General features: G+C 37.7%; 22 protein-coding genes. 10 read left to right on the forward strand and 12 right to left on the reverse strand.

Annotated features, from left to right (window positions below):
- Window positions 1-3 precede the first annotated feature (3 nt).
- Together BEN71_RS13490 and BEN71_RS13495 are read right to left on the reverse strand one after the other, a co-directional pair.
- Window positions 4-756, reverse strand: coding sequence for an electron transfer flavoprotein subunit beta/FixA family protein (locus BEN71_RS13490; protein WP_068973543.1), 753 nt, complete (start codon window positions 754-756; stop codon window positions 4-6).
- Between the two features lie 470 nt (window positions 757-1,226).
- On the reverse strand, window positions 1,227-1,832 hold the full coding sequence (locus tag BEN71_RS13495) for a LysE family translocator (RefSeq protein WP_068973542.1): 606 nt from the start codon (window positions 1,830-1,832) through the stop codon (window positions 1,227-1,229).
- Between the two features lie 114 nt (window positions 1,833-1,946).
- Between BEN71_RS13495 and BEN71_RS13500 the strand changes: the two genes are divergently transcribed.
- From BEN71_RS13500 to BEN71_RS13510, 3 genes are all read left to right on the forward strand, one after another.
- On the forward strand, window positions 1,947-2,441 hold the full coding sequence (locus BEN71_RS13500; protein WP_068973541.1) for an Lrp/AsnC family transcriptional regulator: 495 nt from the start codon (window positions 1,947-1,949) through the stop codon (window positions 2,439-2,441).
- A gap of 29 nt (window positions 2,442-2,470) precedes the next feature.
- Entirely contained in the window at window positions 2,471-3,025 is a 555-nt protein-coding gene (locus tag BEN71_RS13505; RefSeq protein WP_068973540.1) for a GNAT family N-acetyltransferase, read from the forward strand.
- 84 nt (window positions 3,026-3,109) lie between these two features.
- Window positions 3,110-3,655, forward strand: a complete 546-nt coding sequence (locus BEN71_RS13510) for a GNAT family N-acetyltransferase (RefSeq protein ID WP_068973539.1) — start codon at window positions 3,110-3,112, stop codon at window positions 3,653-3,655.
- Window positions 3,656-3,672: 17 nt separating this feature from the next.
- On the opposite strand, the gene BEN71_RS13515 is transcribed toward BEN71_RS13510, so the two are convergent.
- The 4 genes from BEN71_RS13515 to BEN71_RS13530 form a co-directional block, all read right to left on the reverse strand.
- A complete protein-coding gene (locus BEN71_RS13515; RefSeq protein WP_068973538.1) occupies window positions 3,673-4,044 on the reverse strand; it encodes a hypothetical protein in 372 nt (123 codons plus the stop codon).
- A gap of 211 nt (window positions 4,045-4,255) precedes the next feature.
- Window positions 4,256-5,158 (reverse strand): tyrosine recombinase XerC, encoded by a 903-nt coding sequence (locus BEN71_RS13520; protein WP_167443689.1) that lies wholly within the window; start codon window positions 5,156-5,158, stop codon window positions 4,256-4,258.
- Window positions 5,159-5,214: 56 nt separating this feature from the next.
- Window positions 5,215-6,033, reverse strand: a complete 819-nt coding sequence (locus tag BEN71_RS13525; protein ID WP_068973536.1) for an enhanced serine sensitivity protein SseB C-terminal domain-containing protein — start codon at window positions 6,031-6,033, stop codon at window positions 5,215-5,217.
- Window positions 6,034-6,267: 234 nt separating this feature from the next.
- A complete protein-coding gene (locus tag BEN71_RS13530) occupies window positions 6,268-7,155 on the reverse strand; it encodes a M20/M25/M40 family metallo-hydrolase (protein ID WP_227542686.1) in 888 nt (295 codons plus the stop codon).
- Window positions 7,156-7,359: 204 nt separating this feature from the next.
- Between BEN71_RS13530 and rlmH the strand changes: the two genes are divergently transcribed.
- The 3 genes from rlmH (at window position 7,360) to BEN71_RS13545 (ending at window position 9,646) form a co-directional block, all read left to right on the forward strand.
- A complete protein-coding gene (gene rlmH / locus BEN71_RS13535; RefSeq protein WP_068973534.1) occupies window positions 7,360-7,842 on the forward strand; it encodes a 23S rRNA (pseudouridine(1915)-N(3))-methyltransferase RlmH in 483 nt (160 codons plus the stop codon).
- Between the two features lie 60 nt (window positions 7,843-7,902).
- A complete protein-coding gene (locus BEN71_RS13540; RefSeq protein WP_068973533.1) occupies window positions 7,903-8,679 on the forward strand; it encodes a DODA-type extradiol aromatic ring-opening family dioxygenase in 777 nt (258 codons plus the stop codon).
- Window positions 8,680-8,869: 190 nt separating this feature from the next.
- The gene (locus BEN71_RS13545) at window positions 8,870-9,646 is read left to right on the forward strand and encodes an META and DUF4377 domain-containing protein (RefSeq protein ID WP_068973532.1); all 777 of its coding nucleotides are present in this window, start codon (window positions 8,870-8,872) and stop codon (window positions 9,644-9,646) included.
- 203 nt (window positions 9,647-9,849) lie between these two features.
- On the opposite strand, the gene BEN71_RS13550 is transcribed toward BEN71_RS13545, so the two are convergent.
- Both BEN71_RS13550 and gdhA read right to left on the reverse strand, forming a co-directional pair.
- Complete coding sequence (locus BEN71_RS13550; RefSeq protein ID WP_068973531.1) at window positions 9,850-10,755, reverse strand: alpha/beta hydrolase; 906 nt, start codon at window positions 10,753-10,755, stop codon at window positions 9,850-9,852.
- Between the two features lie 176 nt (window positions 10,756-10,931).
- Entirely contained in the window at window positions 10,932-12,275 is a 1,344-nt protein-coding gene (gdhA, locus tag BEN71_RS13555; protein ID WP_068973530.1) for an NADP-specific glutamate dehydrogenase, read from the reverse strand.
- 358 nt (window positions 12,276-12,633) lie between these two features.
- On the opposite strand from gdhA, the gene BEN71_RS13560 reads away from it, so the two are divergent.
- From BEN71_RS13560 to BEN71_RS13570, 3 genes are all read left to right on the forward strand, one after another.
- Window positions 12,634-13,434, forward strand: a complete 801-nt coding sequence (locus tag BEN71_RS13560) for an RnfABCDGE type electron transport complex subunit B (protein WP_068973529.1) — start codon at window positions 12,634-12,636, stop codon at window positions 13,432-13,434.
- Window positions 13,434-14,135 (forward strand): endonuclease III, encoded by a 702-nt coding sequence (nth, locus tag BEN71_RS13565; protein ID WP_068973528.1) that lies wholly within the window; start codon window positions 13,434-13,436, stop codon window positions 14,133-14,135. The genes BEN71_RS13560 and nth overlap by 1 nt, the downstream gene beginning before the upstream one ends.
- A 114-nt stretch (window positions 14,136-14,249) precedes the next feature.
- The gene (locus tag BEN71_RS13570; protein WP_068973527.1) at window positions 14,250-14,756 is read left to right on the forward strand and encodes a GNAT family N-acetyltransferase; all 507 of its coding nucleotides are present in this window, start codon (window positions 14,250-14,252) and stop codon (window positions 14,754-14,756) included.
- An 18-nt stretch (window positions 14,757-14,774) separates the two neighbouring features.
- Here BEN71_RS13570 and BEN71_RS13575 read toward each other — a convergent pair whose 3' ends face one another.
- The 4 genes from BEN71_RS13575 to BEN71_RS13590 form a co-directional block, all read right to left on the reverse strand.
- A complete protein-coding gene (locus BEN71_RS13575; protein WP_068973526.1) occupies window positions 14,775-15,008 on the reverse strand; it encodes a hypothetical protein in 234 nt (77 codons plus the stop codon).
- A gap of 81 nt (window positions 15,009-15,089) precedes the next feature.
- Window positions 15,090-15,743: an adenylate kinase gene (gene adk / locus BEN71_RS13580; RefSeq protein WP_068973525.1), complete on the reverse strand. Its 654-nt coding sequence runs from the start codon at window positions 15,741-15,743 to the stop codon at window positions 15,090-15,092.
- Window positions 15,744-15,820: 77 nt separating this feature from the next.
- Window positions 15,821-17,140, reverse strand: a complete 1,320-nt coding sequence (locus BEN71_RS13585; RefSeq protein ID WP_068973524.1) for a hypothetical protein — start codon at window positions 17,138-17,140, stop codon at window positions 15,821-15,823.
- 72 nt (window positions 17,141-17,212) lie between these two features.
- Entirely contained in the window at window positions 17,213-17,752 is a 540-nt protein-coding gene (locus tag BEN71_RS13590; RefSeq protein ID WP_068973523.1) for a hypothetical protein, read from the reverse strand.
- A 279-nt stretch (window positions 17,753-18,031) separates the two neighbouring features.
- Here BEN71_RS13590 and mrdA point away from each other — a divergent pair, with 279 nt between their 5' ends.
- Window positions 18,032-20,101, forward strand: a complete 2,070-nt coding sequence (gene mrdA, locus BEN71_RS13595) for a penicillin-binding protein 2 (RefSeq protein WP_068973522.1) — start codon at window positions 18,032-18,034, stop codon at window positions 20,099-20,101.
- Window positions 20,102-20,147: the final 46 nt, after the last annotated feature.

Consider the following 20,147-nt stretch of genomic DNA (forward strand, 5'->3'; position numbering starts at 1 on the left):
GTATTAGATCACTTTCGCTTCATTTTTAAGTTTTTCAACAAGCTCGTCTACAGACTTCACTTGTACGCCCGCTTTACGCTCAGCAGGTGGCTCAACTTTAACTGTTTTAAGTTTAGAAGTTGCAGTCACACCGTAGTCCACAGGAGATTTAGTATCAAGCGGTTTCTTACGTGCTTTCATGATGTTAGGCAATGCAGCATAACGTGGTTCATTCAAACGTAAGTCAGTTGTGATGATCGCTGGCGTGTTCAACTCAACAGTTTGTAAACCACCGTCAACTTCACGAGTCACTTGTACTTTGTCGCCATTTACAGTCACAACTGAAGCGAATGTACCTTGACCTGCGCCAAGCAAAGCACCAAGCATCTGACCAACTTGGTTAGAGTCGTCATCGATCGCTTGTTTACCTAAAAGTACAAGTTGTGGTTGTTCTTGTTCAACAACACCTTTCAGGATTTTAGCAACTTCTAAAGCACCCAGTTGGCTGTCATCAGCTTCAACTAAGATACCGCGATCTGCACCAAGCGCCATAGCAGAACGAATTTGTTCTTGGGCTTCTTTAGGACCAATAGAAACAACAACGATTTCTGAAACAGTTCCTTTTTCTTTTAAGCGAACCGCTTCTTCCACTGCGATTTCATCGAATGGGTTAATTGACATTTTAACGTTAGTAAGGTCTACCCCACTATTGTCCGGTTTAACGCGAACTTTAACGTTGGCATCAACCACACGTTTTACAGCAACAAGAGCCTTCATGTAATCCTCGGCTGTTTTAGCAAAAGTAAATGTTAAGAAGAGTTATAATAACGCTTCATTTAAAATTATTTAGGTGTCCTATCTTGCAATGTGTTTGGCATTTCGGTCAAGTCACAATTCACAAAACAGCAATAAAAGTTCTAAAAAAGCTTGAACGGACAGTTCACATTTTTTCTAAATATTTCTATCCAACGCTATAAGTTTACTATTTAAACAATATCTAAATATTGATAAATAACATTATTTATATAGCGCTTAGATATTTTTTCAATCGCTTTTAAAAATATTTTGAATCAATCAAAACAATTATACTATCCATAAAACGATGCTTGTAGAGTTTGTCAGTTTAGACAGAATAAGCAATTTTACTGAGTATGTTTATTGATAATTTTTGTGAATAATGCAGATCAAACTTGTAACAAAATAAAAAAGGAACTCATTTCAAGTTCCTTTATCTCTGTTTCTTTTATTTAGTTAGCCATAAGCCACGCGGCTGCAAGTGCTAATAATGCACCAGAACCGCCATCAATCCACTTTTGTTTACGTTCATCAATTTGTTTCTTCTGTGAAATTTTTGCCACAACTAAGCTTAAAGCACAGTAAACAATAAAAATTAAACCGATAAAAATAAATGACAATGCAAATCCTTGAGCAATCGTATTCCCAGTTTTATCAATAAACTGCGGCAAAATTGCAAAATAAATCAACATGCCTTTTGGATTCAATAAAGCTGTAAAAAACCCTTTACGGATTGGATGTGCCTCAGCATTTTTCTCAATATGTAAATTTTTAGTACTTAGCACAGATTTCAACAAATGAAATGCCAAATACAACAAATAAGTGATACCTAGATAGCGAATCGTTTCAAATAGAACAGGAAATGAAACAATAATCGCGGCAATTCCAAGTGCCACAAGAATAGAATGCACTAAATAACCAGAACATACGCCAAGCGTAGCCATCATGCCTGATTTCGCATCTTTACCCATCACTTGTGACAGGATAAATAACATATCTGGTCCTGGTGTGAAAATTAACGGCAATACCGTTAAGGCAAAAACAACGAATACAGACATCATCTTTCCTTTTTCTGTATGTTTAGAGAGTGAAAATAGTATCTGTGAAAATGTTTAAAATAGGATTGCAAATATTCTATAATAATGATTATTTTTCGAATTAAATTCTAATTTATGAAAATTTCATCAAAGACTATTCTAATAAAGTTAGATCGTATTGATAAAAATATCATTCGTGCCTTACAAGCCAATGGGCGTATTCAAAACAATGATCTAGCGCGTGAAATTGGTCTATCACCATCCTCATGTTTAAGACGGGTTAGGCTTTTAGAAGAAGCTGGCGTGATTCAAAACTACACCACCGTGGTTGATCCTCAGAAAATTGGCTTCCAGCTGATTTTATTTTCACGGATTTGGCTGTTAGGACAAGATGCGGAAACTATCGACTTATTTATTGAAGCAATGAAAGAACTTCCTCAAGTGATGGAATGCTATATTATTTTGGGTGAATGTGATGCAATGTTAAAAGTCGTCGTACCAGACTTAGAAAGTTACCGTAAATTTCAGTCAACTCATCTTACAAAGAAAAATGGCATCACCAGTGTAAAAACTGATGTACCAAGTCAGATCATTAAACAAAGTTTTCAGCTTCCTCTTGAAGATTTATAACGTGTAATGCGCATATATGGAGTTAAACGATGAAGCAATTCCACCCACCCATTCAATTAGAAACGGCTCGGTTAATTCTCAGACCATGGAAAGCATCTGATTTAGAACCCTTTGCACAGCTCAATGCTGATCATGATGTGATGCGCCACTTCCCTTCACCATTATCAAAAATTGAAAGTGATGCTTTAGCTGAACGTATTCAATCGTTTATTTCTAAAGATGGCTGGGGATTTTGGGCTGTTGAATTAAAACAAAATCAGCAATTTATTGGTTTTACAGGGTTACATCATCAGCCTGAACAATTTGATTTTTCACCCTGTACCGAAATCGGTTGGCGATATGCAAAACAGCATTGGCATCAAGGTTATGCAACAGAAGCTGCGCAAGCTTGCTTAGATTTTGCTTTTCAGCAATTGGATTTAAATGAGGTTGTCGCTTTTACAGCAACGACAAATACCCCTTCTGAAAAAGTCATGCAACGCATCGGGATGCATTATGTAAAAAATTTTATTCATCCAAAAGTTGATTCTGAACACCCTTTGGCAGAACACTTACTTTATAGTATCGAACGTCCTACTGAATAAAATTTGATCTTTTGACATCATTGAGCTACACATTCAAACGATATTTTCCAAGTTGAATGTGCATTAAAGGGATTGAAAACTAAAATGATTTACGAGTTATGTACTGAACGACTTTTACTTCGACAATGGAAAGATTCTGACTACGTCCCTTTTGCGCAAATCACTTCAAATCCTGAAGTGATGAAATATTTCCCCAAATTACTTGATGAATATGAAAGTAATGCTTTAGCAGAACAAATCAAATTTATCATTGATGTCAAGGGATGGGGTGTTTGGGCTGTAGAGTTATTGGAAACGCAAGAATTTATCGGTTGTATCGGCTTACATCCCCAACCTTCAAAGTTTGAGTTTTCGCCTTGCATCGAAATCGGTTGGCGCATTGATCCTAAATTTTGGAATCAAGGTTATGCCACTGAAGGCGCTGAAGCATGTTTAAGGTTTGCATTTGAAGAGTTGAAATTGGAAGAAATTGTCGCATTTACCGCGAAAGACAATCTCGTATCGCAAAAGGTCATGGAAAAAATTGGAATGACATTTTCACATGACTTTTTGCATCCAGATTTTGATGATGAACATCCCTTACGAGAGGAGAAATTGTATCGAATCAAAAAACAGGATTTTTCGTTTTAACCTGTAAATAAATCCGCTTATTCAGCAAAAGAAGCTAAAAAATCACGATGAATATGACTTAAATCAATCAAGTCTTGATGTTCTAAATCTAAACTTTTCCAAATTTCGATAAAGTCTTCTTTGGCATCAATATGATTTGAAACAGCTTTTGCCGCTTGCCATTGTTGATCAGAAATCCATAGATAAACTTGATTGGTATTGGTATTAATCGCTTGAACTTTACCCTCTGCATTAATACCCAGTATTTTACCTGCCTGCGGTAAAGTTGCCTCAATCTTCGGTAAGCTAAATTCAACAAAATGTTTAATTTGTCTTAAGCCATAGCCCTTAAAAATGTCTTTTTGGGCTTGCGTCAGTTGCTTATATTTTTGTTCAAGTTCAGGGATCATGGGAAGACCTAAAGTTTTGCAAAATTGAATCAATAAAAAGTATTGCACGAATACAGCGACTAGATATACAGCAGAGCACTACTAAAAACAATTATCCTTTCGGCTTTTTTATATGCAATTTATGTCTATTCTGTGAATAAAATGTTTAACTTAATGTGATTAAAATCTATTCAAAACGTACAAAAAATGGTCTTAATGCGTCGGACTAATGCTACTCATCATTTACTTTTGCACGTGATGCGCGAGGATGCGCACGATCATAGACTTGCGCCAATTGATCAAAATCGACATGAGTATAAATCTGCGTAGTGGTCAAATTACTATGCCCTAACATTTCTTGAACTGCACGTAAGTCACCACTATTAGACAACATATGGCTGGCAAAACAATGACGTAATAAGTGCGGATGCAAATCAACATTGACACCTGCACGAAGTGCCTGATATTTCACTCGATTTTCAATCTGACGCGGTGTAATACTCGTCCCACGTTGGGTAATAAAGACCAAAGATTCTGGGTTAAATTCCTCTTGCCAAATACGATAAATTTTCAACCATGCGATTAAACTTTCACGCGCTTTAGAACCAAAAGGTACGATACGTGTTTTATTCCCTTTACCTGTAATTCGTAATAAATGACGATTAAAATCAATATCTTTAATGGCTAAACCTTGAATCTCAGCCAATCGTAAACCACTGGAATATAAAAGTTCTAAAATCGCCTTATCACGAATCCATAGTTGTTTTTCCAATGGCTTTTCAGGCTCGGGCTGATCCATGATTTGATTCACGGTTTCAATATCGATCATACCTGGCAATGGACGTGCTTGTCTTTTTAGTTGAAAATCATCCGCAGCATTAATCTCTAAATAATGCCCCTCTTTCGCCCATTTCATAAACTGACGAATCGAGGTTAAGTGACGTTGTAAACTGCTGGTCGTCAGTTGATCATTTTCCACACGAAATGCAATGTATTCTCTTAAATCAGAGGCTTCCACTTCGGTTAATTCAATCTGTTTGGCATAACAAAAATCAATAAAATTCGAAACATCACGAAAATAAGCATCTAAAGTATGTTCAGATTGATTTTGTATTTTTCGATCTTTAATCCACATAGAGAGCAATTGCATTGCACCGTATTGCATACGCCCTCCTTGAGTTCACGTAAGCTTTAGTTAAACAGTGTAGCAAAGAATCCTTTTTTCTTGTCATCTTGTCGTAAATAAAAGGGTTGTGTTTGATGCAAGAGATATTGACCCAATGCAGTCTGATCATTCGCATCCACAAAGACCAATTCGACGGTTTTTTTCTGCAATAATGAATCAGTTGCTGTTTGCTTCACTTGCCGATACAGCTGTTGCTTTTCATGCTCTGTGAGCACTTGCGACAATTGCAAACCAATCACCAAAGAAGATTTTGTTGCATGCTTTTCATCCATGACTTGTGCTAAATAAGCAAAAGAAACTGCATGATTGACCTGTAATAAAATTTTAATTTGTTCAACCATATTGATTGGATACGGGCTAGGATGACTCAATTGTGTATTTGGGTCGATAGATAGCTCCTCAGCATCAGGTCTTAAACCAAAATCTCCATTCAATAATCCAGCGATTTCAGCAGGTAGAAATTCCTTACCTATTTCAGAATAAGGATTTAAAACAACATGCGAGCCAAATGTTAACTCAAAAAAACTTCGCGTATTGATTCGTAAATAGTTTTCATTATTGCGGATTGTCTTTTGTAATCTTTCCAATGACGTAAAAAACGGGAAAAAAAATGTCCCATCTTTCTTTTGCCATTGTTTGATTTGAACTTCACTTCCCTCTTTCAAGGTATGTTCAATATGTTCACTAATGCTTTCTGCACTTGTTCCTAGAATATAAATGTAGGAATCCAAGAGTTGTTGTAAAAATTGACGACGATAAGTCACCTGTTCAAATGCTTTCTCTAAAAGTTCTTCCAATGTAATTTCTAATGATTTGTTATACATTTAACACCCCCCACATTTGCTTTTAATTAAAGCCTTCCTCTATCCATAGAATAAGATTAAACAGAGTGCCACGATCATCCATGATCTTGCCTGTTTTACTGTTTAATAAATGAATGATCTACTTGAATGATCAATTGTTTATACATGATAGATTTTATTTGCAACATACATAAAAATAGGGATATTTTATACAAATTATTTCAACAATTAGTGTGTTAACTTCGACTACATATTTTATTTTTTTAAAATGGTATAAACCACTCCATTGACGACATCTGCCATTTTATTTAAGTTGAGTTTTTCTATCGTATCTTCAGCCGTGTGATAATGCTTATTTCTAAAAAAAGCAGTATCTGTGATCATGATTGCAGGAATATCAAGGTTCCAATAATTCAAATGATCAGAAAAATCGACACCTTGAATAAATGAAGGTGCAATCAGACGCTGACAATCCAAACGATTCATCGCTTTCATTGCATCACAATAGTTTTCACCCAAAGCACGCGAACTAAAATTACTCACAGCACCAATAAAATTGCCATGTTTGGGATAAAACAAACCAAGTCCAGTCGGATAATCTTGCACATTTTTATGGTCAAAATATCCGATCATTTCTAGAATATATACCGCTTGAATTTGATCTTTCTGTTTTGCCACCGATTGTGCGTGGACATAGCTTCCCATATGTTCAGTACGGAAATATGGGGGTTCTTCTAAAGTATAAAAAACCAACTCAACATTATGTTTTAAATCAGTTTTATTGTTTGCAAGTATTCTTGCTGTTTCAATCAACCCAACTACACCCGAAGCATTGTCATCTGCACCTTGAAAATCTCCATAGACATCATAATGCGCACCAATTATGACTTTCTTCGCATTGCCTGTTTGAATACGACACACCACATTTTTATAGTTTTTCCCATCTATAGGATAACTCTGGTATTCACATGGGATGGAAAATGATTCAACTTGCTTTTTAAGATACGTCGCTACACGGTCGAGTTCTTGAATATTTTCATAATTTCTAAAAGCTGTTGGCTGAATGACATTATTTAAATATTCCTTTAACCGATCAGGTTCTGCTTGTCGATACAAGTTAGTATCCGAAGCAATACCCAGCATCGGAAAGTTTAAAGCAAGGGTGAATAAGAGAACATGTGGCATTTTTTTTAAAAATTGTACGGAGCGCATATTTATCCTAATTTTGGTTTTATCCTACTGCGTGCTGTAAAAAATCAGCAGTTAAAAATTCAATTGTTGTTCTAGGACTGAGAATAACCAATAACACGTTATAATAGTTCAATTACCACGTTTGAAATTGTTAATATGAAAATCCGCATTCTGACCATCGGTCAAAAAATGCCTGCATGGGTGCTGACTGGCTTTGAAGATTATTTCAAAAGAATTCAACCCTTTGTTCAAACTCAAATCATTGAGCTTCCAATGGCGAAACGTGGCAAAAATGATTCTGAAGCAGACATTTTAAAATATCGCCAAATTGAAGGTGATAGTATTTTGGCGCAACTCAAACAAAATGAAGTGTTGATTGCCCTAGAGGTCGGTGGGCGTGAGTTTAGTACTGAAAAACTTGCTGAAACCATGAAAGGGTGGATGTTGGAAGGCAATGATGTGGCTTTAGCCATCGGTGGACCTGATGGGCATTCTGAAGCGGTACGTAAAGCTGCAGCTTGGCATTGGTCATTGTCAAAACTTACCCTACCACATCCAATGGTACGTGTAATGTTAATCGAACAGCTCTACCGAGCCATGACCATTAACCATAATCATCCTTATCACCGTGCAGGCTAACTGCCTCAGATTAATTTGAAAAGCACGGCTTTCCCACCAATGACTATTTAGGCAAAAGGTATGAATTTACAAACACTTCCAGGACTCTTTATTTCACATGGTTCCCCCATGCTTGCACTAGATCCTGAGCAAGTGGGCCCTGCTCTACAACGCTTAGGTCATAACTTGCCCCGACCTCAAGCCATCGTTGTTATGTCTGCACATTGGGAAAGTAATGCATTGGAAGTGAATACTGGGGTACGTCCTGAAACTTGGCATGATTTTCGTGGTTTCCCTAAAGAACTCTATGAAATCCGTTACCCTGCTCCTGGAAGCCCTGAACTGGCTGAAGAAATTCTCCAGCTTTTAGCCGAAGCCCAACTCACTGCTCACGCCAATAGTACTCGTCCTCGTGATCATGGTGTTTGGATGCCTTTATTACACATGTATCCAGAAGCTGATATTGCTGTTATTGAAATTTCTCTGCCTATGAATATGAATGCCGATCAAATCTATAAAATCGGTCAGACACTTGCGCCATTACGTGATAGACAAATTTTGCTCATTGGCTCAGGTAGTATTACTCATAATTTAAAAGAACTTTCTTGGAATAACCAAAATAATCAAGTCCCTGAATGGGCTTCATCATTTAGAAACTATGTTGTAAGCAAACTCACGCATAGCAATTATGATGCAATATTGGACTGGGATAGCATTCCGTTTCTCAATAAAAATCATCCGACACTTGAACATTTTGCACCAATTTTCTTTGCTATGGGCACAGGACAACGCTTTAGCCTTGTACATAGTAGTTTTTCGATGGGTGCATTAGGAATGGATATTTATCGTTTTGACTAAAATATAGTCCTAAACAGTTTTACTGCCCCCAACTTTCCTTCACATTTCACACAACTTATAACAAATTGTTAAGCAATATTTAAGTTTTGGTTATATTGATACATAATGATACGTAAATGATAAATTGCGTCCATAGTTTTTGTACACCAATCCAGTATCCTATAGCTATTCCTCCAAAAGTGAATAAAACATGAAATTCAAATATTTAGCTTTATCTCTACTTCCATTAGCCCTTGCAGCTTGCCAAACAAGTGATGTTCAAAAATTGGGGGATACTGCTGTGAAAGTTTTACAACAACAAGGTAATGCTGAACAAACATTGAATGCTTATCAATGGTCATATCAGCCAGCGGGTACAAAACAGCCGATTGTTCTTAGTTTTAAAGATCAAAAGATGAGCATTGAAACGGGTTGTAATAATATGTTTGGTGCTGTAACGATTGCAAATAGTACTATTACTACAGGTAATTTAGCAGCGACCAATATGATGTGTACGCCTGAACTCATGAAGCAAGAAGCTTTTGCAGGTTCATTATTCCAAGGTGGTAAAACAGCATTTGTTTTAGATACTGCCAATACTGAAGCGCCGACATTAACATTGATTAGCCCGACTGCAGGTAAAGTTGTATTTACAGGTAAAATGACACCTGAAACAAAATACAATACTCAAGGCGAAACCATCTTTTTAGAAATCAGCCCTGAAACCAAACAATGTACTGGTGTAGGTCCACAAACTTGTTTGCAAGTTCGTGAGATTAAATATGCTGAAAATGGTGTGAAAACCCAAGTCGATAAAGATTGGACTTTGTTCTATGACAATATTGATGGCTTTAAGCACACAGCAAATGAGCGTCAAGTGGTTCGCATCAAACGCTACGAAATTAAAAATCCTGCGGCAGATCAATCTAAATATGCCTATGTTCAAGACATGATCATTGAACGTGAAGCGATCAAAGGCTCATTGTAATTTTAAAATGCGAATAGCTTTAAATTGCGAATAGTTTTGAGAAGAACCGATGTTTAGGCATCGGTTTTTTTAGTACTCTATTTTGATCATACAAAAAGTGAAATCACATTATGTAAACGAATATTCTCAAGTGACTCTTCTAAAAGAAGACCTTAAATTACCCTGATACTTGATCAAAATACACAATTGTAACGCCTAAAATTTTATAAACTTCTTTGCCCCAACCAATAACCTGCTTTTTTCAAAGCGGTTTTACTTTCAGGAACAAAAGGCACAACTGTCCATGCATGCCACATGCCTGTCCAAATATCGAGTTGCACATCAACACCTTGTAGCTTGGCTTTACGGGCAAACTCACGGCTGTCATCCAACAAAACTTCCTTTGAACCCACTTGCACATAAAAAGGTGGCAAACCTGTAAAATCGGCAAACAAAGGCGAAATTTGAGGATTTTTACGATCTTGCTCCTGTACATAATGTCGTACAAAATCTCTTTCCAAGAAATATGTCCCTAAAAATGGATCACGATGATCTTGTTTCTTATGACTTGGCAAAGTCAGGGTTAAATCCAACCACGGTGACAACAGATAAACACGCTGTGGCAAAGCAACACCTGCATCACGTGCTCGAACACACAAAGCGAGTGCTAAGTTTCCACCCGCCGAATCACCACCTAAGACAATTTCATAACCTTGATATTTTTCAATAATGCCTTGCCATGCTGCAAATACATCATCAATTGCAGCAGGAAATCGTGCCTCAGGTGCTAACCGATAATCAGGTAAATAAGCAAAACTCGCTTGCGCCAACTGACATAGACTTGCCACATAACCCTTATAACTTTTCGGGCTACCCACGACAAAACCACCGCCATGAATATAGACCAAGATTCGTTTTGGATTTTTATTGGGGCGCAGGTTTTCAATTTGCATGGTAGGAACATTGCCAAACTGCACTTTTTTAGCCTTAAAAAACGCCGGCAATGGCGCAAGTTGTGTACCTTTCTCAAAAAAACTACGTAAAAATTGAGTATTATTTTTATGCAAAAGCAACATTCTTTTTTGTTGCTTAAATAACAACATCGCAATGTGAGATTGATAGCTGGACACTTTATTTTTTCCTTTTTGTTGTCACTCTACCTTAATCACATTCTGCATAAATCGAATTGGCTGATATTTTTTAAAATCATTGAAATGGGTAAATAGTCCGTTCAACCCTAAACTTAAATACCAGACATAAAAAACCGATGCAAAAGCATCGGTTCTCAATGATTCTAAATTAAACCTTAGAATACACCTTGCGCTAACATTGCATCAGCTACTTTTACGAAACCTGCAATATTTGCACCATTTACATAGTTCACAGTACCATCTTCTTCAGTACCGTATTTCACACAGTTACGGTGAATTTCTTTCATGATCGCATGTAAGCGCTCATCCACTTCTTCAAATGTCCAACCCAAACGGATTGAGTTTTGTGACATTTCAAGACCTGAAGTTGCTACACCACCTGCATTTGACGCTTTACCTGGTGCATAAAGGATTTTCGCTTCAACGAATTTCTCAACAGCTTCAAGTGTAGAAGGCATATTTGCACCTTCAGCCACACAGATCACGCCGTTTGCAAGTAATGCAACCGCATCTTCTTCTGTTAACTCATTTTGAGTTGCACATGGAAGCGCGATGTCACACTTGATACCCCAAGGGCGTTTGCCTTCACGATATTCAAAACCGTGTTTAGACGCGAACTCAGAAATACGACCACGTTTTACGTTTTTAAGTTCCATCACTTCACAAAGAAGTTCAGTCGTGAAACCATCTTTCACGTAAACAGTACCGTTTGAGTCAGAAAGTGAAACCACTTTCGCACCCAAATACATTGCTTTTTCAGCAGCATATTGTGCAACGTTACCAGAACCTGAAATTGTTACAACTTTATCTTTAAAGCTGTCACTGCGAGTTTTTAGCATTTCTTCAGCGAAATACACAGTACCGAAACCAGTCGCTTCAGGACGAGCCAAAGAACCACCGAAAGATAGACCTTTACCTGTGAATACGCATGAAGTGTCATTGCTGAGCTTCTTCATCATACCTGCCATGTAGCCGACTTCACGACCACCAACACCGATATCGCCCGCAGGAATATCTGTGTTAGAACCAAGGTGACGATATAACTCAACCATCAAGGCTTGACAGAAACGCATGATTTCGCCTTCTGACTTACCTTTCGGGTTAAAGTCAGAACCACCTTTACCACCACCCATAGGAAGTGTTGTTAAGGCATTTTTAAATGTTTGTTCGAAACCTAAGAATTTTAAAATCGAAAGGTTTACAGATGGATGGAAACGCATACCGCCCTTGAATGGACCAATCGCAGAGTTGTATTGGACACGGAAAGCACGGTTAACTTGAGTTTGACCTTGGTCATCTAACCAAGAAACGCGAAATTGAATAGCACGTTCAGGCTCTACAAGACGCTCAAGCAAACCATAATCTGCATATTGTGGATTTTTTTCAATAAATGGCCATAAGCTGGTCATTACTTCTTCTACAGCTTGCAGAAATTCAGGTTGATTTGGATCACGTGCTTTTACGTAATTTAAGAAGTCATTCAGGCTAGTATATTTCAACGTTCATTCCTCAGCAGAAAATGATTCAAAATGGTTCAAATAGTTCAATTAATGAATTATTTTGGCGCAAAGTATTTAAGCCCTTTTATTTCAAATCCACAACATTTTTTTTCATTATTTTAATTTTATACTTTTATTCAATAATATAATTAAAACAACCTATAACTTATTATTTTATAAATTATTAATATTATTTATCAATTATTGTTAAATTTGACTTAATTTAAGGCATAATTAGCACAATATTAGAGCAGAAATAGTGCAGAAATGGAGCAAAGATTTTATTGATAATTCATGATAAAATCCCCCTCTCATTTCATTTTTGAAATGCGTTTTTATTTCTTTGAAGTTGTTTCACATGAATTCGTCCCTCTCTCTCATCCAGCAAATTGACGCAATTTTGCCTCAAACCCAATGTGGACTCTGTGGTCATCGTGATGGGTGCTTACCTTATGCAAAATCAATTGTTGAAGGCGAGGATGCCAATAAATGTGTACCTGGCGGGCAACCTGTAGCAGATGCTTTAGCAGAGTTATTGGCACGTCCAAAATTAACTGCTGAACCGAGTGTATGGGATATTCAAAGTGATGGTCGTCCACAACGGATGAAAGCCATCATTCGTGAAGATGAATGTATTGGCTGTACCAAATGTATCAGTGCCTGCCCTGTCGATGCCATTATCGGCTCAGGTAAATTGATGCATACAATTTTGACCGATTTATGTACAGGGTGCGAACTGTGTATTCCACCTTGTCCTGTAGATTGCATTGATTTAGTTGAAGATATTCAACCGATTCCAAATGATGAGCAACGAATTTCAGAGCAAGAGGATCTACGTAATCGTTATTACGCACATATTCAACGTGAGGAAAAACGACGTATTCACCGTAAAGGCCCTGTCGTCCGTGCAGAAATTGATACTGAATTATTTGCGCAAATCACCCAACAATCTCAAGCTTTGCCTACCATTGAAGTTGTAGAAACTCCTATCAAAAACCCTGTGATTCATGATGCAAAAACCACCATTGAATTGGCAAAAATCCGTACACAAATTAAAAAATTAGAAAAACAACTCAGCGTTCGAGCTGATCAAAACAAACAAAACCAATTGAATGAGTTACAAAAAAAATTGTCTGTTTTACAAGGAGATGCTGAATAATGGCAGTAGAAAAACCGACAAAAAACATGACCAAAAAACAAATTCAAATTTTCTTTGAAAGATTACGTGAACAACGTCCGCATCCTGAAACTGAGCTGAATTATTCAAATCCTTTTGAGCTTTTAATTGCAGTGACTTTATCTGCGCAAGCGACTGACGTCAGTGTGAATAAGGCAACCGATAAACTTTTCCCGATTGCCCATACGCCTGAAGCGATTTATGCACTCGGTGTCGATGGCTTGAAGGAATATATTAAGACCATCGGCTTATATAATTCTAAGGCTGAAAATGTCATTAAAGCCTGCAAAATGCTGATCGAGCTGCATAACAGCCAAGTTCCTGACAATCGTAAGGATTTGGAAGCTTTACCTGGTGTGGGACGTAAAACAGCTAATGTGGTACTCAATACTGCCTTCGGGCAGCCGACAATGGCAGTAGATACGCATATTTTCCGCTTGGGGAACCGTACAGGCTTGGCTGTTGGTAAAGATGTGCTTGAAGTGGAACAACGCTTAATTAAAGTGATTCCTAAAGAATTTATTATTGACTCACATCATTGGCTTATTTTACACGGACGTTATTGCTGTATTGCGCGCAAACCTAAATGTGGTGAATGTATCGTGTCCGATGTATGTAATTGGAATGATAAATATGAGTTTGGTGCTGTTAGAGAAATTAAAGTGAAAAATGTAGAATCGTAGACTAAAATCGGAGAAATTTTGTTCTATATACTCGACTTTTATAGATACAAAGATAAGTATTGAAATAAAATTTCATTGAGTATCATAATCCAGTTCAATAATAAATTACTAAAAATGACTGAAATTATAATTCGACAGCTGAGTATCGATGATGTACATGACTTCAGAACCATCCGTTTGTCTGCACTCAAAAATTCACCTGAAATGTTTGGTGCAATCTATGCGATTGAAATTGAACGACCATTGAGTGTCTTTTCAGAAGCTATTTCCAACAATAATATTTTTGCGGCTTATTCACAAAAACAAATTATTGGCGTACTAATATTTCATATAGACGATGATTTAGGAGCGAAGCCTCAAGCGCACTTATATGGATTCTATGTCGAAACCGCATTTAGACATCAAGGCATTGCTACACAGCTTCTACACGCAGCTATTCAGTATGGTCAGCAGTATGTAGATAAAATTGTACTCTCTGTGATTGCAGTAAATGCTTCTGCTATTCAGCTCTATAAAAAATTAGGCTTTCAAATCGACATAGATACAATAGAAAACAATGAAATTGGCATGTTTTTCATTTATTCCCGCCCTCATATGACAAGTGATCTACATAAGAACTGAACTTAATACACATCATCTCTATTTATTCTGATGTTCTTTATTTTTATTCTCTAAATCTTTTTTTAACTGATCTAAGCGTTTTAACTCTTCAGCCACTTGCGGATGCACTTGATAATTGCCAGATTTACGCATTTCTTTACGCACAGCAGACTCTTCTTTTTGTGTTTTACGTAACAACTTGAAACTCATAAACAATAAACCAAGCAAAACAATTACGCTTAAAATAACCAACCCAATAAGTGCAATTTTCATCGTCTATCGCCCATAAAAAAAGAGACCTAATATGGATCAGGTCTCTTTTTTTGTCAAAGTTTAAAAACTTTGAGTTCGATCTTATTTATCTAAAATAGCAAATAAGTCTTTTTGAACTTCTTCGATTGGACGTAAACCGTTCAATTTGTCATAGGTAGGTGCATTTTCACCAGAAGCTGCACGACCTTGATAGAAACCTACAAGTTGCTCAGTTTCAGTATGATAAGAACCTAAACGTTTACGAATGGTTGCTTCTAAATCATCTGGACGTTGAACAAGGTCTTCACCAGTTTCATCATCTTTACCTTCCACTTTCGGTGGATTGTAGATCGTATGATAAATACGACCAGATGCAGGGTGCTGACGGCGACCAGAAAGACGTTTTACGATTTCTTCGTCAGGTACATCAATTTCGATCACGTGATCAATTGTAATCCCTTCGTTCTCTAGAGCTTCAGCTTGAGGAATGGTACGTGGAAAACCATCAAAGATACATCCATTGACACAATCAGGTTGTGCAATACGTTCTTTCACTAAACCAATGATCAGCTCATCAGAGACTAAGCCACCTGACTCCATCACGCTTTTAGCTTTAAGACCTAATTCAGTACCTTCACGAATCGCAGCACGGAGCATATCACCGGTTGAAATTTGTGGGACATTGTAGCGCTTACAGATCAACTGAGCTTGTGTACCTTTACCTGCTCCAGGTGGTCCGAGTAATATAATGCGCATAAAAAAACATCCTCATTTAAAACTATGTATTTGATACCTTGTATTTGTCAGCTAGACCACTGGCACTGCGTTGGTATCTATTCTATAAAAACCAAAAATAAATGTATTAAACCAGCAAAAAAGCCCGTGACACCACCCAGCACAATCAGAATCCATTCGTCTTCCTGAAACGCAGGACGTAATAAGTTCTGAAACTCTTTAGGTGTTAATTCGCGAATACGCTCTTTGAACATAGAAAAGATTTTCTGCGCTCGACTTGCGTTAAAAGCAGGGTCGCTTACTGGCACCATCGTAATTTCAATCGACCGATCAATCAAGTCTGTCTTGAGTTTTGCATACTCTTTTGGACCTAACGACAATTGTAAAGAAGTACGAACCAATGGAGTTTCCATTATTTCATTCACATGACGTTTTACAATACGGCGGGTTTTGTCTTTCTTTGGACCATACATCATTTCGGTCATGATGGATTTTAACGTAATTAGGTCTTCAGTGACTACACTCGCAAAAACTTCAGAGACTTCTTCTTGGCGTTTCATAAACGCGCCTTGCACATTATAAGTCCCTATGCGCGGAATAACAGGCTTAATCCACGGAAATTTTCGATCTTTTGTCAATTCAAAGAATTGCGGATAACGGACATAATGTGGTTCAACAGGATTGAATACCATCCAAATAGCAATCCAGTTGGTTAAAAAGCCCCAAATCGCTGCAAAGAATGGTACTGTCCAATGTTGTGGGATGAAAACATACACAAACATTTGAATAATACCGAAAAATATTCCGATTAATGCACTAATATGCCAAATAAAATTGATCTCTTTTTGACCAACTTTCAAAAACATGCGCACCATCAAACGGCGGTCACCTTCCATTTGGTTCACGACCATATCACGCATATTTACAAGTGACTCGACGTTCATGGTCAGTTCGGTCACAAGTTCCTTTAAAGTACCCGGCAATTGTTTGTGCGCTTGCCCATAAATACGACGCTTAATCGAATAAGGTAGGTTTTCCCATAACACCGCATTACGATCTAACATGACTTCATCTATGAGGTGCTCAAGTTCAAAACCAACTTGTTCACCGATGATACGCGCCATATCTTCAGGATCCATTGCATCAAGGAATTCACGCAAAGAACCGAGTTTAGACAATGTATTATCTGTGATAATGCCTGAGATTCGCCCTGCTTTACGCGGCACGATACCCTGCCATCCCACAGGCAATGGACCGATATGAAAACCCCAAAACGTAAGTGGATAGAACACCATTTTGAGTGCCATCCATACATGCGCCCATGTAACGAACGCAGTCACCGGGACAATACTCAATATCGCGAGATGATCGGGGCGATCAAAAAAAGCGTGCCACAAACCAATAACGTATTCCAACATGCATGACTCTCGTAATTATTTCTATTCGCGGTCGAAAAATGTGTATAAATATAAATTCATCATCATAGTATTTTAGAAGCCTACACTTAAGGTATAGGAAATCTGTATCTGTGGTCGTGTTTCAAGCACCATATTGCCATTTTTATCATGCAATTCACTACCCGCGCCCATACCCACACTAAAAGTACTAATTCGCTCTTTGTCTAATAAAACATAGGCTAAGTCTGCACCTGCACCGTATTGAACCTCATCTTTACCGTCGATGACTCGGCTTTTTAGTGATCCACCATAGACACCTAAGTAGAAACCATTTTTGTCTTTTCCATTCAATGCAACAGGTATTCTATAACCGACTTGCCCTGCAAATGAATGATCACCATTGTAGAAAGCACCTAATTTCGCATAGGCAATTCCATAAGGATTGACCCATTCAGCATTACCATGAACCATTTGTTGGGTAACACCTGCACCAAAGTTCAACTTAGAAGCATCTTCAGGTTTAAATTTCGCTTCTGGTAAAATTCCCTTTAAATCTGGTAAATAATCTTTAACGTCAGCATGTGCAACATTCCCAATTGCAACTAACATTAATAAGGGAAAGATTGTTTTCATTATTTTCTCCATTACCCCTAAAGTTTGACTTAGGTCGAATTTATTTATCCTTAAAGTCCGACTTTAACAGAATTATTTTTTCACTCATATACAAATCACTATAAATTTATTGTCGCTATGGTCAAATTTGGTCAACGAGTTACAACATATTTAAGTGATATTTTTGGTTAGAATATATTTTGAGAGGTTATTTATGTTTTTTAATATTTAACTTCAAATCTAGGTTAAAATATTTCGCCTTAAATTCAGCAATCTTTAAGTTTTAAAAGCCGACCACGTATGAAGCAGCAGTTTCCTCTTAAAAATGTTCAACAAGAAAAACGCATCTTTCGTAGTCGTGTCTTTTTTGCTATCGGTATTGTTTCATTTTTTATGTGCTTATTGATTGCACGCTATGCCTATTTGCAAATTTTTCATCACCAAGAGTTTAGTGAAGCTTCTGATAAAAACCGTATACGCTTACAACCCATTGCACCTGCTCGCGGTTATATTTATGACCGCAATGGGATTTTACTAGCCGATAATTACCCTGTCTTTACAGCAACATTAAGTAAAGCCGATGTTGAAGATATCGATGGGACAGTACAACGTTTAGTTCCGATCTTAAGTCTAAACCAAGAAGATATTGATCGTTTTAATAGCCGAATCAAAACTTCTAAAAAAACGGAACGTGTGACCTTAAAGCTGAATTTGACCGAACAAGATATTGCTCGTTTTAGTGAAGTGAAGTTTCAATTTCCTGGGGTTGATATTGAAACGCAGATGACCCGTTATTATCCACATGGTGAATTATTTGCCCATGTTATTGGCTATGTAGGACGTATTAATGATAAAGAACTCAAAGAAATTGATAAAGACAGTTACGCAGGAACCAACTTAATCGGGAAAATCGGTGTAGAAAAATCTTATGAAGATTTGCTACATGGCGTTCCGGGTTATGAGTCAATCGAAGCGGATGCACATGGTAATGTATTGCGTCATCTTGGTCGTAAGGAAGCCATTCGCGGTAATGATCTTTATTTATCATTAGATTTTGGCTTACAAACTGTTGCTGCTGAACAGTTAATTGGTCGTCGTGGTGCTGTTGTTGCCATAGACCCTCGTACAGGTGAAATCTTGGCATTGGTTTCAAGTCCAAGTTTTAACCCGAATTTATTTGTTACAGGCATCAGTTCAAAGGATTATAGTGGTTTAAGGGACAATTTAGATCAGCCCTTATATAACCGCGCTGTGCAAGGTACATATCCACCTGGCTCTACTATTAAACCAATGTTTGGTATGGGTGGAATTCATTACAAAACAGTAGATTGGAATACTGCAATCTCTGACCCAGGTTATTTTCACTTACCTGGTGACTCACACAAATTCCGTGACCATAAAAAAACTGGGCACGGTTCTGTCAATATGCACAAAGCACAGATTGTATCCTGTGATACTTATTTCTATATCCTGTCTTATCAAATGGGTATTGATAAAATGAACGCTTGGATGCGTCAGTTTGGCTTTGGTGAAAAAACAGGTGTGGATTTGCCAAGTGAAAGTACAGGTTTATATCCAAGCCCTGAATGGAAAATGCGTACTCGAAAATCCAAATGGCTGAAAGGTGAAACCATTTCAGTGAGTATTGGTCAGGGGGCATTTACCGCAACACCTCTGCAACTCGCGATGGCAACTGCGATTACAGCCAATCATGGTGCGCATGTTATCCCGCATGTATTACGTGAATCCAAAGGTGCAAAACACCATCCTGTATTGAATGCACCAACAGGTAAAATTCAATTTAATGGCACGGATGAAGACTGGGTCAAAATGAAGGATGCCATGGTAGATGTAATTCAAAGTGGTACAGGTCGTGGTATTCGTACCAATGCCTATAAAATTGCAGGTAAAACAGGTACAGCACAGGTTAAAAGTATTGCCCAAGGCAAGCGCTATAATGAAGCCTTGCTCACAGACCGTCAGCTCGATCATGGTTTATTCGTCGGGTTTGCACCCGCTGATAATCCAGAAATAGCCATTGCTGTGATTTGGGAAAATGGTAAGCATGGTGGCTCGGCAGCGCAGATTGCCCGTCCAGTATTTGATTACTGGATGTTAACACGTAAGAAAAAACCAATTGTTCCACAAAACCATCACTTAAGCGGTGGTCTAATGACAGCAGGTATTAAACCTGGTGAATTACCAAGTGGTGATATATCACTTTCAGCAGATCCAAATGCCATGCCTAAACCGAAGCCAAATGCGCAAGGTTCTCAACCGACTGCGAACAATCAACGCAATACGACCACAAATCGTCCTGCACCACAAACCCATACAGCCCCAGCAACACAGGCAGACATCAGTGAATAATAGAGGAAAAAATCAATTACGTATTATTGGTGGAGAATGGAAACGT

Source organism: Acinetobacter wuhouensis, assembly GCF_001696605.3.
GTDB lineage: Bacteria > Pseudomonadota > Gammaproteobacteria > Pseudomonadales > Moraxellaceae > Acinetobacter > Acinetobacter wuhouensis.

Coding starts and splice junctions, on each gene's coding strand:
- BEN71_RS13490 (WP_068973543.1), bottom strand. CDS start 756: ATGAAGGCTCTTGTTGCTGTAAAACGTGTGGTTGATGCCAACGTTAAA.
- BEN71_RS13495 (WP_068973542.1), bottom strand. CDS start 1,832: ATGTCTGTATTCGTTGTTTTTGCCTTAACGGTATTGCCGTTAATTTTC.
- BEN71_RS13500 (WP_068973541.1), top strand. CDS start 1,947: ATGAAAATTTCATCAAAGACTATTCTAATAAAGTTAGATCGTATTGAT.
- BEN71_RS13505 (WP_068973540.1), top strand. CDS start 2,471: ATGAAGCAATTCCACCCACCCATTCAATTAGAAACGGCTCGGTTAATT.
- BEN71_RS13510 (WP_068973539.1), top strand. CDS start 3,110: ATGATTTACGAGTTATGTACTGAACGACTTTTACTTCGACAATGGAAA.
- BEN71_RS13515 (WP_068973538.1), bottom strand. CDS start 4,044: ATGATCCCTGAACTTGAACAAAAATATAAGCAACTGACGCAAGCCCAA.
- BEN71_RS13520 (WP_167443689.1), bottom strand. CDS start 5,158: ATGTGGATTAAAGATCGAAAAATACAAAATCAATCTGAACATACTTTA.
- BEN71_RS13525 (WP_068973536.1), bottom strand. CDS start 6,033: ATGTATAACAAATCATTAGAAATTACATTGGAAGAACTTTTAGAGAAA.
- BEN71_RS13530 (WP_227542686.1), bottom strand. CDS start 7,155: ATGCTGGGTATTGCTTCGGATACTAACTTGTATCGACAAGCAGAACCT.
- rlmH (WP_068973534.1), top strand. CDS start 7,360: ATGAAAATCCGCATTCTGACCATCGGTCAAAAAATGCCTGCATGGGTG.
- BEN71_RS13540 (WP_068973533.1), top strand. CDS start 7,903: ATGAATTTACAAACACTTCCAGGACTCTTTATTTCACATGGTTCCCCC.
- BEN71_RS13545 (WP_068973532.1), top strand. CDS start 8,870: ATGAAATTCAAATATTTAGCTTTATCTCTACTTCCATTAGCCCTTGCA.
- BEN71_RS13560 (WP_068973529.1), top strand. CDS start 12,634: ATGAATTCGTCCCTCTCTCTCATCCAGCAAATTGACGCAATTTTGCCT.
- nth (WP_068973528.1), top strand. CDS start 13,434: ATGGCAGTAGAAAAACCGACAAAAAACATGACCAAAAAACAAATTCAA.
- BEN71_RS13570 (WP_068973527.1), top strand. CDS start 14,250: ATGACTGAAATTATAATTCGACAGCTGAGTATCGATGATGTACATGAC.
- BEN71_RS13575 (WP_068973526.1), bottom strand. CDS start 15,008: ATGAAAATTGCACTTATTGGGTTGGTTATTTTAAGCGTAATTGTTTTG.
- adk (WP_068973525.1), bottom strand. CDS start 15,743: ATGCGCATTATATTACTCGGACCACCTGGAGCAGGTAAAGGTACACAA.
- BEN71_RS13585 (WP_068973524.1), bottom strand. CDS start 17,140: ATGTTGGAATACGTTATTGGTTTGTGGCACGCTTTTTTTGATCGCCCC.
- BEN71_RS13590 (WP_068973523.1), bottom strand. CDS start 17,752: ATGAAAACAATCTTTCCCTTATTAATGTTAGTTGCAATTGGGAATGTT.
- mrdA (WP_068973522.1), top strand. CDS start 18,032: ATGAAGCAGCAGTTTCCTCTTAAAAATGTTCAACAAGAAAAACGCATC.